Raw genomic sequence first — 15,395 nt, forward strand, 5'->3', positions numbered from 1 at the left:
GGCTAGCGAGCCGTGATGGTCATGCGACCGGGGTCTCCTCGTCGGAGCGGATGTCGATGCGCCAGCCGGTCAGGCGGGCGGCCAGGCGGGCGTTCTGCCCCTCCTTGCCGATGGCCAGGGAGAGCTGGTAGTCGGGCACCACGACACGGGCCGACTTGGTCGCCTCGTCGATGATCTGCACCGAGGAGACCCGGGCCGGCGAGAGCGCGGACGCGACGAGCACCTTCGGGTCCTCGGACCAGTCGACGATGTCGATCTTCTCGCCCTGCAGCTCGGACATGACCTGGCGGACCCGCTGGCCCATGGGGCCGATGCAGGCGCCCTTGGCGTTCACGCCGGGGACGGTCGACTTGACCGCGATCTTGGTGCGGTGGCCGGCCTCGCGGGCGATCGCGGAGATCTCCACGGTGCCATCGGCGATCTCTGGAACCTCGAAGGAGAAGAGCTTCTTGACCAGGTTGGGGTGGGAGCGCGAGAGGGTGATCTGCGGGCCGCGCATGCCCTTGCGCACGCTGACCACGAGAGCCTTGATCCGGGTGCCGTGGCTGTAGTCCTCGCCCGGCACGCGCTCGGAGAGCGGGATGACGCCCTCGAGCCGGCCCAGGTCGACGAGAACGTCGTCGGGGTTGCGGCCCTGCTGGATGACGCCGGAGAGGATGTCGCCCTCCTTACCGGAGAACTCGCCGAACTTCACGTCGTCCTCGGCGTCGCGGAGCCGCTGCAGCACGATCTGCTTGGCGGTGGTGGCGGCGATCCGGCCGAAGCCCTCGGGCGTGTCGTCGTACTCCCCGACGACGTTGCCCTCGTCGTCGATCTCGGCGGCCAGCACGCGCACGTGCCCGGTCTTGCGGTCCAGGTCGACCCGCGCCTTGGTCTGGGAGTCGCCGGTCTTGTGGTAGGCGGTCAACAGCCCCTGCTCGATCGCCTCGACGAGCACATCGAGCGAGATCTCCCGCTCCCGCTCCAGCATCCGCAGGATGCTCATATCGATGTCCATGGCCTACTCCCCCTCGTCGATCCGCTTGAACTCGATCTGCACAAGCGCCTTCTTCACGTCCGCGTACGCCACATCGCGGCGCTTGCCGCTCACCTCGAGGCTCGCGCGCTCCTCGTCGGACTCCTTGACCCGCCCGGTGAACGCGGAGCCGTCGGCGGTGGTGACCTTGACCAGGCGACCCTTGTTGCGGCGCCAGTGGCGCGGCAGGGTCAGCGGCCGGTCGACCCCGGGAGAGGTCACCTCGAGCGTGTAGGGCTGCTCGCCCATGACGTCGGACTCGTCCAGGACCCGGTTGACCTCACGGGTTGCCTCGGTGACCTCCTCATGGGTGATCCCACCGTCCTTGTCGACGGCGATCCGCAGGATCCGGCGCTTGCCGGCCGGCGTGATCTCCACGGCCTCGATGTCGAAGCCCAGGGCCTGAAGCGGGTCTGCGAGGGCCTTTTCGATGGCACTCGCGATCGCGTCCTTCCGCTCAGCACTCAACGCGATCTCCCTGCATCCTGTTGTCCGGTCCTGTTGGCTGGTCCAATTGTTTGGGCCTCCGAGCACACGGCCCCGCTGATGAAACCATACCTGTACGCCTCGGGCGTCTCGAACAGCGCGCGGCTGTGTTGGAAAGCCGCTGACGCGACTCTCGCCGGGTGTGGTTAGGGTTCCTCACGTGACCAGCGCACGTGCCCTCCGGATGCTCTCGCGGCGCACCGCTGTGGGTGTCGCCGTGGTTGCCCCGCTGGCCGCCTCGGCGTGTTCGGCCTCGGAGATGCTGGATCCTGTCAAAGCCCCTCCACCGAGCACTCCCCCGGCCCCCACCAACCCCGACCAGAGTGTGATCGACGCCACGGTCGCTGAGATCCTCGGAGCCGACGAAGGCGCCCCGTCCGCGTTCGTGCAGCTCCATCGCGTGCACATCGAGGCGCTGGCGCCGACCAAGGGCGTGACCGCGGCGCGGACGGCCGGGCGCTGGCAGGAGCGTCAGCTCGCCCTGGTCACGACGCTCACCGCCGCGGCCGGGCGCGCGGCGGACCCGCAGCTGATCACGCTGCTCGCCTCGGCCGCCGCCGGCCAGCAGCAGCTCCTGCACGGACGAGGTCTCGCATGAGCGAGCGCCAGCGAGCGACATCAGAGGTCAGGCCGCCGACTCCGTATGCTCTCCCTTCCTCGACGGAGGCGGCGGCATGACGACCGCGACCTCGGCCTCGACCGAAGCGGTCCAGGCGGCGCTCGCGGTCGAGCACTCCGCGATCTATGTCCTGGGCGCCCTGGGCGGGCGCACCTCGGCGGCGTCCTCGCCGGCTCTGGCGCGGGCGCTCACCGATGCGTACGACGACCACGTGAACGCCCGGGAGGCGCTGGCCGCGCACGTGGTGGCCGCCGGGATCGAGCCGGTCGCGCCCTCCGCCGTCTACGACCTGCCCGGCCGGATCGGGTCGGAGACGGGCATCGGCGCCGCGGCGCTGCGGCTGGAGCAGGACACCACCGCGACCTATCTCTCGTTGGCCCCGAAGGCGACCGGCACCGACCGGACGCTGCTCATCCAACTGCTCTGCCGGGCGGCCGCGCGGCAGCTCGATCTGGGCGCGAAACCGCGCGCGTTCCCGGGTACCTGATCCCTAAAAGCCGAGATGGCCCGCGAACCGTCCGGCGCGGGAGACTCCCGAGATGTCTCCCGAGACCGGGCGGCTCGCGGGCCAGGTTTTGGCCTGGACACGAGGCCTGAGAAGTCGCCTGGGGCTGAACCTCTCTTGCAGAAGTATGCAATCCCCGCTCAGAATGGCCCAGACCCGCAAAAGCGCATTGCAAGAACTTGCAACTTTTCCCGGCGTCATTCCCAGGAGCGAACGATCTGGTGTATGTCGCTCAGTCGTTGTGCGACGGCCTCCGGAGAGCCCTCGCTGTGGCCCACCTGGCTGCTCGGGATGTTGCTGTGCGGGATGTGGATCGCCCGCAGACCGGCCTTCTGAGCACCGTACACATCGTCGAAGAGCCTGTCGCCCACGTACACGCATCGAGACGGATCCGAGACCTTCACGGCCTCCATCGCCGCGTGGAACGCCTCCGCGGCAGGCTTCGTCCAGGGAACCTCGGAGGTGTAGACGTCTCCGTCGAGAAGGTCGAGCACCCCGTCGCGCTCGAAGAACCCGCGGTGCCACGCACGCGGCCAGATCGTGTTGGACAGCACCCCGACACGTACGCCGTCGGCGCGGAGCGCCTCCCACAGCGGCCCGACCTCGGGGTCGGTCAGGGTGTGCGGCTCCCAGAACTCGTAGTAGGCGTCGAGCAGGTCCGGGTCGTGCTCGAGGCCGGCCTCGTCGAAGAGGTCGCCGATCGCCGAGCTCTGCTGGTGGTCGCGGCTGCGGGCCCAGATCGTCTCGCCGGCCTGGTGGAGCCTGGTCGCGTTGACCGGGTGGTCGTCGTCGCAGGCACCGCTCACCGCCTGCGCGAGCGCCAGCGACTCCGCGTGGAAGTCGATGTCGTGCCACTTCGTCAGCGTGCCGCCCCAGTCGAAGATCACCGCGTCGATCGCCATGGCCACGACCCTAGCGGTGCGACACCCGCCGACTCATCGTGATTTTCAGCGGGTCAGCTGCGCCGAGTCGACCAGGTCGGTGAGCTGCGCGCGGAAGTCGGGATGTGCGCAGCGGTCGATGATCCGCCGAGCGCGGGCTGCGGGAGAGATGCCGCGCAGGTCGGCCACGCCCTGCTCGGTGATGATGACCTGCACATCGTGCGCGGTGTGGTCGACGTGGCCGACGAACGGCACGATGCGCGAGATGGTGCCTCGCTCGGCGGTGGAGGGGGCGGCGAAGACGTTGAGATGGGCGTTGCTCGCGAAGTCACCCGAGCCACCGAGGGCGTTCACGTTGCCGTGGATGTCGGCCTCGGCCATCGAGTCGATCGCGATGAGGCCGAGCCGCCGGATGACCTCGGGGTGGTTCGATATGTCCTGCGTGCGCAGCAGGACCCGGCCCTTGTAGTGGTGGACGTCGTCGTTGAACCGGCGCGCGCCCGCCTCGGAGAGGCCGAAGGAGGTAGCCGAGACTCCGATCAGCTTTCCGGAGTCGAGCAGGTCGAGGAGACCGTCCCGGACGGTGTCGGTGTAGGCCGTCAGGTGCTCGAACTCGGCGTCCTGGAGCCCGGTGAGAACCGCGTCGGCGACGGGACCCGCACCGGCGTGGAGCGGAAGCAGGCTGTGGTGCAGGCGGCCGTGGCGTACCTCATAGCGGAGGAAGTCCACGACGAGCTCGGCGATCGCCCGGCTCTCCTCGTCGATCACGCGCGGCGGTGAGCCTCGGTCGGGGCGATCGGTCTCGACTACGGCGACGACCTTGGCCGGATCGACGAGCAGGAAAGGGTCACCGATCCTCTGCATCGGCGTCGTCAGCTGGATCGGCGCCCGCGCCGGCGGCAGCTGGGAGCCGTGATGGATGTCGTGGAAGCCCTCGAACCCGCGCGGATGCCAGCTGTTGACCTCGAGGATCACGGCGTCGGCGACATCGAGCCACGTCTGGTTGTTGCCGACGCTGCTTCCCGGGACGAGCAGCCCGTTGGGCAGGATCGCCGCCACCTCGACCACCGCGACGTCGAGAGCGCCGTAGAACCCGGAGGCCGCGTGCTGGGCGACCCGCGAGTGACGTACGTCGACGCCCTCCGGCCACTCCCGGACCAGCCCCAGGGCCTCAGGCACCGCCTTCGGTCGCCCGCTTCCGGCGAACCCGGAGAACGCCACCGTCTTCCCCGGCCCGATCCCCGCAGCCGCCTCCGCGGCGCTCGCCACCCGCCAGGCGAGCGTACGGTCAAGAATCCTGTCCCCCGTCATGGGGTCGATCTTGCCGCATTCCCGGCGGTTGGAATCCCCGGTTAACCGGGTATTCCTGCGCTTCTCAGGCGTTGCAACACCCGAGAAGCGCAGGAAACACCCGAGAAGTTCCCGTTATGTCAGCCGCGGACGATCTCGGTGAGGTGGGCGACGGCGGCGTCGAGAGCGACCTCGGTCCTCTCGCCGCTCTTGCGGTCCTTGACCTCGACCTTGCCCTCGACCAGGCCCTTGCCGACGGTGACGATGGTCGGGACGCCGATGAGCTCGGCGTCCTTGAACTTCACGCCAGGCGAGACCTTGGGGCGGTCGTCGTAGAGCACGTCGATGCCGGCGGCCTCGAGCTCACCGGCCAGCTTCGCTGCGGCCTCGAAGACGGCGGCGTCCTTGCCGGTCGCGACGAGGTGGATGTCGTACGGAGCGACGTTGCGGGGCCAGGCGAGGCCGATGTCGTCGAGGGTGCCCTCGGCGACGGCGGCCACGGCGCGGGTGACGCCGATGCCGTAGGAGCCCATGGTGACGGTGACGAGCTTGCCGTTCTCGTCGAGCACCTGAAGCCCCAGCGCCTCGGCGTACTTGCGGCCGAGCTGGAAGACGTGGCCCATCTCGATCCCGCGGGCAAGCGTCAGCGGTCCGGAGCCGTCGGGAGCCGGGTCGCCCTCACGGACCTCGGCGGCCTCGATGGTGCCGTCGGGGGTGAAGTCCCGGCCGGCGACCAGATCGATGACGTGCTTGCCCTCGATGTTGGCTCCGGTCACCCAGCGGGTGCCGGTGACCACGCGCGGGTCCACGAGATACCGGATCCCCGATGCGGACGACTCCCCCAGCACCTCGGGACCGATGTATCCCTTGATCAGCTCGGGGTGCTTCTTCAGCTCGACATCGTCCATGGGCTCGACCTCGATCGGCTCCAACTGGCCCTCGAGGCGCTTGATGTCGACATCGCGGTCACCGGGCAGGCCGATGGCGAGCGGCTCGACGGTGCCGTCGGGGTGACGCAGCGTCACCAGCACGTTCTTCAGCGTGTCGCCGGCCTCCCAGGGGCGGTCGTCACGCGGGAATGCGGAATTGAGGTGGTCGACGAGCGTCTGGATCGTCGGGGTCTCGGGGGTGTCCTCGGCGTGGGCGGCCGGCACGTCCTCGTAGGAGAGCGGCTCGGGGGCCAGCGTCGTGACCGCCTCGACGTTGGCGGCGTACCCGCCGGGCGAGCGTACGAACGTGTCCTCGCCGGCCTCGGAGACGGCCAGGAACTCCTCGGAGGCCGAGCCGCCCATCGCGCCGGAGGTGGCCTTGACGATGACGTACTCGAACCCGAGGCGGTCGAAGACCTTGACGTACGCCGCGCGGTGGGCGTCGTAGGCCGCCGACAGCCCCTCGTCGGTGTAGTCGAAGGAGTAGGAGTCCTTCATGATGAACTCGCGGCCGCGCAGCAGCCCCGCGCGGGGACGCGCCTCGTCGCGGTACTTCGTCTGGATCTGGTAGATGGCCAGCGGCAGGTCCTTGTAGGAGCCGTAGAGGTCCTTGACCAGGAGCGTGAACATCTCCTCGTGCGTGGGACCGAGCAGGTAGTCGGCCTCCTTGCGGTCCTTGAGCCGGAAGATGCCGTCGCCGTACTCCGTCCAGCGGCCGGTCGCCTCGTAGGGCTCGCGCGGCAGCAGCGCCGGGAAGTGCACCTCCTGGGCGCCGATCGCGGCCATCTCCTCGCGGATGATCCCCTCGACCTTGCCGAGCACGCGCAGGCCCAACGGCAGCCACGAGTAGATCCCCGGAGCGGCGCGGCGGATGTAGCCGGCACGGACAAGCAGCTTGTGGCTCGCGACCTCGGCGTCGGCGGGATCCTCACGCAGGGTCCGCACGAACAGGGTCGACATACGGGCGATCATGCGGGCAAGCGTACGGCGCACCTCACCCCTCCCGCGAACCGGTTAGGAGCGTGTTGCAACCGACCCCCTCCCGCACACGTCGTCCCTCCATGAGACGTATCCGAATCCCGGCACTGGCCACGGCCATCCTCGTTGCTCTCATGCTCCCGGTCTCCCTGACGACACCGGCTTCTGCGGCGGCTCCGACCGTCGACGTACGTCCCCTTCCGCTGCCCATCGGCGACAGCCCGACCGTTCCCTATCTGCACCGTCCGTCGTCCGAGTCGGTCTCGGTGGTCGACCCGGCGACCGGCATGAAGACGCCGGTCGCCCTCGTCGGCGACGACCTCGACGAGTTCGCCCTTCTGGGCCGCTCAGGGAGCGGGTTCGTGCTGCGGGTCCGCAACCGCAACATCGACCGGATCATCCGGGTGCAGCTCGATGTCGCGCAGAGGTCCCTCACCGACATGTACTACGCGGACAAGGCCAGGCTGTCGGCCGACGGCCGCTACCTGCTCAAGACGGCCACCCTGAGCAGCGGCGGAATCCAGGCCCAGGTTCGCAGCGCCACCACCGGCGCGGTCGTCGCCCGCCACACCTTCAGGGCAGCCACCAGGCCCGATCCGATCGACGTGAGCGGCACCCGTGTGCTCCTCGGCGCCTACAGCACCCCGCGCACCCTGGTGTGGGACTGGAAGGCCAGCACGGTCAAGACGATCGCCTCCCGGGCGGCGTACGCGGGCAGCTTCGCCATCAACCGGCTGGCCACGTACACGAAGGACCCGTCGAACCTCGACGCCTGTTCGGTGGTCTCGACCGTCACCGCGCCCGCGACGACTCTCTGGCGCGGGTGCTTGGAGGCGGTCGCGTCGTTCTCACCCGACGGCGCCCGCTTCGCGACCAACGCGATCGAGCACGAGAACCACGCCGACGTGGTCCGCCGCCGCAGCCTCCGCGGCACGTTGCTCACCACCTACCGCAACCCCAACGGGCTGTGGATGTACGGCTGGGAGACCAACACCCGGATCCTGATGCGGTCCCACCCGAGCAGCGGCACGCCCTGGCTGGTGCGCTGCGAGGCCACCGACTGCGAGCGAGCCTGGCGGGCGTACTCCTAGAACAGAGCCAGATCAGAACATGATGGTGGAGAAGCGGGCTGTCTCGAGGAAGCCGGCCCGCTCGTAGGCGCGGCGCGCGGGGGCGTTCCACTCGTTGACGTAGAGCGAGACGCGCGGAGCGATCTCGCCGCGGACGATGTCGCAGACCGCGGCCATCCCGCGGGCGGCGAGGCCCTCGCCGCGGCGGTGCTCGGGCACCCAGACCCCCTGGATCTGCGCGGCTTCGGGGGTCGCGCAGGCGACCTCGGCCTTGAAGACGACCTCGTCGTCCTCGATCCGGGCGAAGGACCACCCGCGCGAGATCAGCTGGAGCACCCGGGCACGGTAGAGGTCGCGGCCGCCGCCGGTCTCCGGCGAGATCCCGACCTCCTCGGTGTACATCGCCACGCACGCCGGATAGAGGGCGTCCATGTCGGCGCGGACGGTGCGGCGTACGAACGGGTCCGGCTCGACGAGACTCTGCAGCTGCTGCTCGAGATGAGGCTGCTCCCAGCGCTGGTCGCGCGGCGTGCCCCAGGACTCGCCGATCGAGCCCCACAGCGCCCGCACCGCGGCCTGCCGCCCGACGACCGTCGAGACCGTGCGGACCCGGCTGCGGGCCCGCTCGCCGAAGGCGTACGCATCCTCCTCGGTGGCCTGGATGGGGACCAGGTTGGCGCCGACATGACAGGCCGCAACCAGGTCGCCGCCGTCCCATCGGCCCCAGATCTCACCGCCGAGCCAGCGCGGCTCGAGGTTGGTGGTGCGCGCCCGGTACTCCGCGAACACGTTGACCACCGGATCCTGCGCGGTCAGGTCGAGGAACGCGCTGAGATCACCCGCGTGCAGCGGGCGGATCCCCTGGCGCGTCGTCAGCATGTCACCGAGCCTAGGGCCAATCCGGTTGTACGTCGCCCTGCGGCTCGCGGACCGAGTCAGCCAAAGACGCGTTCGATCGTGTGCATTCGCTCGCGGATGGTCTTGAGACGTACGTCCTGGCCGGCCTCGCCGGTGTCTCCCCAGACCGCCCGGCCCACCATCACGCCGCCGGCGCCGAGCGCTTTGACCCGCGGCAGACGATCGCTGAAGTCGTCCCAGTCCATCCCGTCGGACCGCGCGACCCAGGAGGCTCGTCCGAGGTCGGCACGCTCGATGCTCTCCAGGCCATCGTCGTTGACCTTGAGCTTGAGCACGATGCCGCCGCACCGTGACCGCGTGGCGAGGGCGGCCAGATCCTCGAGACAGCCCGGCGTCGTGCAGTACGGCTCGAGGAAGACCCGGTCATAGCCGGGGAGACTCTCCAGGATGTCGAGGGCCATCCGCGCGCACTCGGTCTGGTGGTCGTCGAACCCGACCTTCACCGCGTCCGTCGACCTCGACGGGACGACGAGCTCATCGACGGTCTCGATGTCCGGGAGCCCGGCGCAGGCGAGCTCGCGGCGTACGTCGCCGTGGCCCTGCGTGGGACGCACGACGATGCCCCAACCGGGGGTGTCGGCCACCAGATCGAGGATGTCGGGCCGGATGTCGGAGGAGTCCGGGGTGCGGAACAGCGCATCGTCTGCGTGATCGATGGCAAGCCAGAAATTGGTCAACGTTGTCGCCAGTCTGAAGAGGGGAAACAAAGACGTGTGGAGGCGCTAGGCGAAGCCTAAACAGCCCGGCGGCGCATCAGTTGCATCTCGGGTAAATTGCAGATTTCGCGCCGCGGGGTCAGTACTCGCCGCCGTCTGCGACGACACACTGGCCGTTGATGGCGCTGGCCATGTCGGAGGCGAGGAAGACGCAGACCTTCGCGACGGCGTCGGCGGTGACGAACCGGTGTCCGGGGATGCGCGCGGCCCGGTAGGAGATGTACTGATCGACCGTCACCCCCTCCTTGCGGGCGTGCTTGACGAAGACCTGCCGCGACGACTCGCTCCACATCGGGCCGGGCGCGACGACGTTGGCCCGGACGATGCCCTCCTCCTCCTGCGCGATCGCCTGGGCGAGGCCCGTCAGCGCGTGCTTGGACACGCCGTAGGCGGCCCGTCGTGACGGCGTACGGATCCCGAAGACGGAACTGACCAGGACGACCGCCCCGGACCTGGCCGCCCGAAGCTTCGGCAGCGCGAGCGAGGCCGTGCGCCACACCGAGGTCAGGTTGAGATCGAGGGTGTGCCGCCACTCGGACCGGTCGATCTCGGCGACCGTGTCGGGGCTGGGGTTGATGCCGGAGCAGTTGATGAGCCCCGACAGGGTCTCGAACCCGGCGAGCGTCTCGGCCAGGGCGTCCACACCGTCGTCGGTGGTCAGGTCACCCTCCACCCGCGCGACCGCACCGGTCTCGTCGGCGAGGTAGGCGAGCTCGGTGGTGCGGCTGTAGCCGTGCACGATCACAGGGGTGCCTTCGGCGTTCAGCCGGCGCGTGACGGCGCTGCCGAGGTCGCCGGTGGCTCCGAGGACAAGCACTGGTGGCCGAGGCTGTGCGCCCGGCGACTCAGGCAGTGTGCTCATGGCGCTCCTTGATCCGTTGGATCGCCGTCCTCACCACTTCCTCGTGGCTGGGCGGCAGACCAGTGAGAGCTTCAAGATGGCTCAGGCAAGAGATATCACCCATTTGCCCGAGCCGATATGCGGTTATCGGAATCGCCGGCGTGAGCACCGGGTGATCCAGCCTACGGACCAGCGCCTCGGTGATGTCGGTGTCCACGCGGAGCGCGTCGCGCTCTCGGCCGACGGTCCGTGGATCCTCTTCACGGTCGAGGATCTGGAGGTAGCCGTCGACCGGTACCCGACCGCGCAGGATCAACTGATACATCGCCGCCTTCCGCAGGAACAGCGACTCGAAGGCCTCCAGCACGAACTCCAGCTCGTCCCAGTAGCGCTCCGGCGCCTGGCCGAGGAGATCGCCGTAGTCCTCGCGCTCCTCGGTCAGGTAGAGACAGATCAGCCGGTCCATCCAGGACAGGCTCTCGCGTACGCTCAGCCGGGCCACGGCATCCAGGTCTCCGGGCTGGAACCCGGCCTTGAGGAAGCTCATCACCATCCCGCCGAGGTGCATGTGGACGAAGCGGGCACCGTCGAGCGCCATCGCGCGTCCGTCGCGCAGCCGGTCGCGGATGCTCTCGGCCACGAAGTAGCGGTAGAAGGTCTCGTGGGCGAACTCGGCGGACTCCACCGAGTCCTTGGTCCGCCCGCTCACCCCGAAGACCTCGGGGTGGTCGAGCAGGTCGGCGATCCATTCGTACGTCAGGAAGTCACGTTGCCTGGTGATGTCGAGGTCACGCTGCAGGTTGGCGAAGAGCCATTCCGAGACGCGCGGGACCGGGATCAGGTCCTGCTCCTGCGAGCCCGGTTCGTCCATCCCTGTGAACAGGTCCCAGGCGATGTCGCGGTAGGTCTGGAACCTCACCCTGCTGGGGATGCGTGAGCTCTTCCGGTCCCAGGGCTGCCCGCAGATGTGCTTGAGGTGGACGGTGTAGCCGTCCCACAGCGTCCGGGGAGCAGGAGCGCCTTCCTCGATGGAGGCGTAGAGCTGCTTGAGGACCAACGGCGTCGCCGGGAAGAAACCGCCGCCGCGCTCCATCTCGGCGGCCAGGTTGCTCAGCTTCTCATCGCCCCCGCGCTCTTCGCCGAGAGCGCGCACCTCGACCGGGGAGATCGGCTCGACGCGTACGACCATCGCCGACTCGACCCCGAGGTCCTCCAGCCGGGCCGGGCTGCGCAGCTGTTCGGCGAGCTCGTCGCGCTCCGTCTGCAGGTTGCGCTTGCTGATCACCACGAACCGTCCACCGCGGCCGAAGGCCGAGCGCAGCTCGCTCAGATCGGGGCGGGTGACGCCGTGCTCCTCGGCGCTGGAGGAGATCAGGTCGAAGTCGTCGATCACGATCGGCGAACGGTCCTCGTCGACGAGAGCGCCGTAGTCGACCGCGCCGTCGCGCAGGCTGATGTAGCGCACCGGCTCCTGCGAGGCGGTCCACTCGCGGGTCTCCACCGTCTTTCCCGAGCCGGAGGGGCCGGTGAGGAAGAAGAGGTTGGAATCGGGGTCATCCAGCCACCGGACCAGCGCCTCGATGAGCGGGATCGTGGGCTGCTCCGTCGTCAGTCCGCCCAGCGCAGCCACCCGAGCCCGCGGGAAGGTCAGCCGCGAGCCGGTGGCGGCCGGTGCCGCCGGTATGGCAGGTTCCAGCACGGGCCCGGGCACCGCGGTGCCCTCGCCACGCCAGGCGTACGCCTTCCACCACTTCGCCTGCCAGATGCCGGTGTTCTTCCGGATCCACTCGCCCCGATGGGCCGGGTCGAGGGTGCGTGGCACCGCCCCGCCGACCACGCGGATGAGCTCGTCGAGCGGCATCAGCTTCGAGCCGGACGTACGCCGGTAGAAGGTGCTCCGGGCCATCGCCACACCGGCGCCACCGTCAGCTTTTCCGGTCACCTGCCGGACCCAGGCGCGCAATTCGCCGTTGAACTGCTCTGGTGAGAGAGATTCGTCGGTCATTGCCCCTCGCCGAGTCGCCCGCGTTCGCGGTTGAGAGTATCTCGCAGGCGTCCCAATTCTGTCCCAGAAACGTCCCAACTGACCTGGGACTGTCTTTACTTCGTCCCCACTCCCACCCGCCCTCTGGTGGGACGGATGTGGCCTCCGCCACCGTGGAGATGTCCCCACCGGGACAGCGCCGGCCCCACCTACGGGCCCCACCGCTGAAGGAGATGATGACCATGAGGAACCACAAGTTCAGCATCGCCACCTTCGCCGTCACGCTTCTTGTCGTGTTCGGCTTCAACCAGCTGCTCAGCGCCGAGCCGCCCAAGTGCGAGGCAGCCGCCGGCACCTCGTCCGTGTCCGTCGTCCTCACGGAAGGAGTGCTGTCATGAACAGCTTCTTCCTGCGCCCCGGCGAAACCGTCCGGGCCCGCGGCGGCACCCGCTCCGGAAAGCGCGGTGTCGTCGTCGCCACCGCCGCAGGCCGCACCAAGGTCCGCTTCAACGGCAGCAGCGGCACTCGCTGGGTGCGCACCGGCAACCTGACCTCCACCGGCAGCGGCTCGCTGTCCTGGATCCTGCCGGTCAAGGCCGCACTCGTCCTGTTCCTGGTCGTGCCGGGCATCCGGTTCGTCGTCGTCCACCTGTGGACCCACGGCGGCTTGGACGGGTTCGCCACGGCTCTCGGAAATCAGATGGGCCAGGCGGCGGTCGCCTGGGGCCACCTGATCACCACGGACCCTCTCGGAGCACTGCTCCACCTCGGGTTCCTCGGCGTGGTCTCCAGGCTGATGCACTGGTGAGACCACAAGATCTTCGAGACGTACGCAGGGGGACGTCTCGGAGCAGAAGGGCAAAGGCCCGGTCCGAACGGACCGGGCCTTTTCAGTGAACCGGACACGCTGTCCGGAGACTGGCGATACATTTGTGGGACTCCAGCAGGACCCGCGCAGGACTGATCCAGGACCGGAACTGAACCGACCAGGTCCGACCGGGAGGACGAGATGGCTGAGGAGCCCGACGCCCCCGCCGCTCTCAACCGGGACCTACGTACGTGGGTGCGGAACTGGACAGGCCAAGGGATCGGGCAGATCGCGAAGCGCGCAAACATCAGCCACAGTCGCGCATACGCCGCAACGGCCGAATCGAACCTCGTGCCACGTGACCTCCTGCGTGCCGTCGTGCGTGCCGCCGCACCGCCTTCCTTGAACGACGGACAGCGCCAAGCTTGGATCGGCGAATGGGCCCAGGAATGGGACCGACGTTGGGAGGCTGCCGAGGCAGCCACTCGCGGTGAGCAGCCTCGACCACGCCCCCCGGCACCGGTCATCGAGCACGCATCGGCTCCGCCGGCCGTCCCGAACACGATCGGCCGCCTTGCGCCGGAGATCGCCCTGGCCGCGTTGGCCCCGATCACGGACGACGCAGTGCGGGAGATCGCATCCAGGCACGTATACATCGCGCGTGAGCCGGTCCTGATCGGCCACCATGAGCAAACCTCCATCGGGGTCTACCTCGACCTGCACACCGCATCGTGCGATCCACGGAACCGAGAGACCCTTGCCCAGTTCCTCGCTGGACAGGTCGAGCGCGCGGTCGGCCGGCTCGAGGCCGCGAAGACGGTGATCGCCACCCCGCGGGAGGGCAACACACTGGTCACCAGCAGAGTTGCCGAACTGTGCGGCGTTGTGTTCCTGATGGTGCGCACCTTCAGTCGGCCACGTTTCGGGTTCCCGGTAGAGGGCACCTTCGCCGAGGGGCACGAGGCACTGCTCGTCGACGACCTCGTCATGGGCACGCTGATCCCGCGCACTGCCAACCTGCTGCGGACGCACGCGGGTCTCGCAACCCGGCGCTGCGTCAGCATCTTCGAGCGTGCCGACGTCGGCGCACGCGGCACCGTCGCTGACGCGGACGTCCGTCTCGACGCGGCGTACGTCATCGACGACGGCTTGATCGCTGCGCTTCGGCGTACCTTCGATCAGTACGACTAGCTGGTTGATCAGCCGCTGACCGAGACCTGCGCGCCAGCGCCCTCGACAGGCTCCATGCCCTCGGCGATCTTCATCGCCTCCTCGATCAGGGTCTCGACGATGGCGGCCTCGGGGACGGTCTTGATGACCTCGCCCTTGACGAAGATCTGGCCCTTGCCGTTGCCGGAGGCGACGCCGAGGTCGGCCTCGCGGGCCTCACCGGGGCCGTTGACGACGCAGCCCATGACCGCGACGCGCAGCGGGACCTCGAGGCCGTCGAGACCCGCGGTGACCTGCTCGGCGAGCGTGTAGACGTCCACCTGGGCGCGGCCGCAGGACGGGCAGGAGACGATCTCGAGGCGGCGCGGCTTGAGGTTGAGCGACTCCAGGATCTGGATGCCGACCTTGACCTCCTCGACCGGCGGCGCGGAGAGCGAGACGCGGATGGTGTCTCCGATGCCCTGGCTGAGCAGGTGGCCGAAGGCGACCGAGGACTTGATCGTGCCCTGGAAGGCCGGGCCGGCCTCGGTGACGCCGAGGTGGAGCGGCCAGTCGCCGGCCTCGGCGAGCAGCTCGTAGGCGCGCACCATCACGACCGGGTCGTTGTGCTTGACCGAGATCTTGAAGTCGTTGAAGCCGTGCTCCTCGAAGAGCGAGGCCTCCCAGATCGCCGACTCGACCAGCGCCTCGGGGGTGGCCTTGCCGTACTTCTCCAGCAGCCGCTTGTCGAGCGAGCCGGCGTTGACACCGATCCGGATCGAGGTGCCGTGGTCCTTCGCGGCCGCAGCGATCTCCTTGACCTGGTCGTCGAACTTGCGGATGTTGCCCGGGTTGACCCGGACCGCCGCGCAGCCGGCCTCGATGGCGGCGAAGACGTACTTCGGCTGGAAGTGGATGTCGGCGATCACCGGGATCTGCGACTTCTTCGCGATCGCGGGCAGCGCGTCGGCGTCGTCCTGGCTCGGGCAGGCCACCCGGACGATGTCGCAGCCCGACGCGGTGAGCTCGGCGATCTGCTGCAGCGTGGAGTTGACGTCGGAGGTGAGCGTGGTCGTCATCGACTGCACGGAGATGGGGCTCTCGCTGCCCACGCCCACCGACCCGACCTTGATCTGGCGGGTCTTGCGGCGAGGGGCGAGCACCGGGGCGGGAGCCTCCGGCATACCGAGGGGGATCGACGTCATG

The 15,395-nt window shown here is 69.0% G+C and carries 16 protein-coding genes; 6 read left to right on the top strand and 10 right to left on the bottom strand.

The features are described 5' to 3' along the window. Nucleotides 1-19 precede the first annotated feature (19 nt). A complete protein-coding gene (nusA, locus tag ABZU72_RS06345) occupies nucleotides 20-997 on the bottom strand; it encodes a transcription termination factor NusA (RefSeq protein ID WP_355018013.1) in 978 nt (325 codons plus the stop codon). A 3-nt stretch (nucleotides 998-1,000) separates the two neighbouring features. Next, complete coding sequence (gene rimP, locus ABZU72_RS06350; RefSeq protein WP_355018014.1) at nucleotides 1,001-1,483, bottom strand: ribosome maturation factor RimP; 483 nt, start codon at nucleotides 1,481-1,483, stop codon at nucleotides 1,001-1,003. Nucleotides 1,484-1,661: 178 nt separating this feature from the next. Here rimP and ABZU72_RS06355 point away from each other — a divergent pair, with 178 nt between their 5' ends. Both ABZU72_RS06355 and ABZU72_RS06360 read left to right on the top strand, forming a co-directional pair. Continuing rightward, nucleotides 1,662-2,099, top strand: a complete 438-nt coding sequence (locus tag ABZU72_RS06355; protein ID WP_355018015.1) for a hypothetical protein — start codon at nucleotides 1,662-1,664, stop codon at nucleotides 2,097-2,099. A gap of 76 nt (nucleotides 2,100-2,175) precedes the next feature. Beyond that, nucleotides 2,176-2,607 carry a DUF4439 domain-containing protein gene (locus ABZU72_RS06360; RefSeq protein WP_355018016.1) on the top strand — a complete coding sequence of 144 codons (432 nt, stop codon included), beginning with the start codon at nucleotides 2,176-2,178 and terminating at the stop codon, nucleotides 2,605-2,607. Between the two features lie 215 nt (nucleotides 2,608-2,822). Here ABZU72_RS06360 and ABZU72_RS06365 read toward each other — a convergent pair whose 3' ends face one another. The 3 genes from ABZU72_RS06365 to ABZU72_RS06375 form a co-directional block, all read right to left on the bottom strand. Continuing rightward, nucleotides 2,823-3,527: an HAD family hydrolase gene (locus tag ABZU72_RS06365; RefSeq protein WP_355018017.1), complete on the bottom strand. Its 705-nt coding sequence runs from the start codon at nucleotides 3,525-3,527 to the stop codon at nucleotides 2,823-2,825. 45 nt (nucleotides 3,528-3,572) lie between these two features. After that, nucleotides 3,573-4,817, bottom strand: coding sequence for an acetyl-CoA hydrolase/transferase C-terminal domain-containing protein (locus ABZU72_RS06370; RefSeq protein ID WP_355018018.1), 1,245 nt, complete (start codon nucleotides 4,815-4,817; stop codon nucleotides 3,573-3,575). Nucleotides 4,818-4,936: 119 nt separating this feature from the next. Continuing rightward, nucleotides 4,937-6,697, bottom strand: coding sequence for a proline--tRNA ligase (locus tag ABZU72_RS06375; RefSeq protein WP_355018019.1), 1,761 nt, complete (start codon nucleotides 6,695-6,697; stop codon nucleotides 4,937-4,939). Between the two features lie 89 nt (nucleotides 6,698-6,786). On the opposite strand from ABZU72_RS06375, the gene ABZU72_RS06380 reads away from it, so the two are divergent. Continuing rightward, nucleotides 6,787-7,794, top strand: a complete 1,008-nt coding sequence (locus ABZU72_RS06380) for a hypothetical protein (protein WP_355018020.1) — start codon at nucleotides 6,787-6,789, stop codon at nucleotides 7,792-7,794. A 12-nt stretch (nucleotides 7,795-7,806) separates the two neighbouring features. Here the strand turns inward: ABZU72_RS06380 and ABZU72_RS06385 are convergent, their stop codons facing one another. The 4 genes from ABZU72_RS06385 to ABZU72_RS06400 all read right to left on the bottom strand — a co-directional run bounded on the left by ABZU72_RS06385 (nucleotide 7,807) and on the right by ABZU72_RS06400 (nucleotide 12,253). Continuing rightward, entirely contained in the window at nucleotides 7,807-8,652 is an 846-nt protein-coding gene (locus ABZU72_RS06385) for a GNAT family N-acetyltransferase (protein ID WP_355018021.1), read from the bottom strand. Nucleotides 8,653-8,708: 56 nt separating this feature from the next. Next, the gene (locus tag ABZU72_RS06390; RefSeq protein ID WP_355018022.1) at nucleotides 8,709-9,368 is read right to left on the bottom strand and encodes a hypothetical protein; all 660 of its coding nucleotides are present in this window, start codon (nucleotides 9,366-9,368) and stop codon (nucleotides 8,709-8,711) included. A gap of 118 nt (nucleotides 9,369-9,486) precedes the next feature. Then, entirely contained in the window at nucleotides 9,487-10,269 is a 783-nt protein-coding gene (locus ABZU72_RS06395) for an SDR family oxidoreductase (RefSeq protein ID WP_355018023.1), read from the bottom strand. Then, complete coding sequence (locus ABZU72_RS06400; RefSeq protein ID WP_355018024.1) at nucleotides 10,253-12,253, bottom strand: hypothetical protein; 2,001 nt, start codon at nucleotides 12,251-12,253, stop codon at nucleotides 10,253-10,255. Before ABZU72_RS06400 ends, ABZU72_RS06395 begins: the two co-directional genes overlap by 17 nt. Before the next feature lie 221 nt (nucleotides 12,254-12,474). Here ABZU72_RS06400 and ABZU72_RS06405 point away from each other — a divergent pair, with 221 nt between their 5' ends. From ABZU72_RS06405 to ABZU72_RS06415, 3 genes are all read left to right on the top strand, one after another. Continuing rightward, nucleotides 12,475-12,630 carry a hypothetical protein gene (locus ABZU72_RS06405; RefSeq protein WP_355018025.1) on the top strand — a complete coding sequence of 52 codons (156 nt, stop codon included), beginning with the start codon at nucleotides 12,475-12,477 and terminating at the stop codon, nucleotides 12,628-12,630. Continuing rightward, complete coding sequence (locus ABZU72_RS06410; RefSeq protein WP_355018026.1) at nucleotides 12,627-13,040, top strand: hypothetical protein; 414 nt, start codon at nucleotides 12,627-12,629, stop codon at nucleotides 13,038-13,040. Before ABZU72_RS06405 ends, ABZU72_RS06410 begins: the two co-directional genes overlap by 4 nt. 351 nt (nucleotides 13,041-13,391) lie before the next feature. Continuing rightward, on the top strand, nucleotides 13,392-14,231 hold the full coding sequence (locus tag ABZU72_RS06415; protein ID WP_355018027.1) for a hypothetical protein: 840 nt from the start codon (nucleotides 13,392-13,394) through the stop codon (nucleotides 14,229-14,231). A gap of 8 nt (nucleotides 14,232-14,239) precedes the next feature. On the opposite strand, the gene ispG is transcribed toward ABZU72_RS06415, so the two are convergent. Then, the gene (gene ispG, locus ABZU72_RS06420) at nucleotides 14,240-15,394 is read right to left on the bottom strand and encodes a flavodoxin-dependent (E)-4-hydroxy-3-methylbut-2-enyl-diphosphate synthase (RefSeq protein ID WP_355018028.1); all 1,155 of its coding nucleotides are present in this window, start codon (nucleotides 15,392-15,394) and stop codon (nucleotides 14,240-14,242) included. Nucleotide 15,395 lies beyond the last annotated feature (1 nt).

It is taken from the genome of Nocardioides sp. NPDC004968, assembly GCF_040608935.1.
In the GTDB taxonomy this organism is placed as follows: Bacteria; Actinomycetota; Actinomycetes; order Propionibacteriales; family Nocardioidaceae; genus Nocardioides.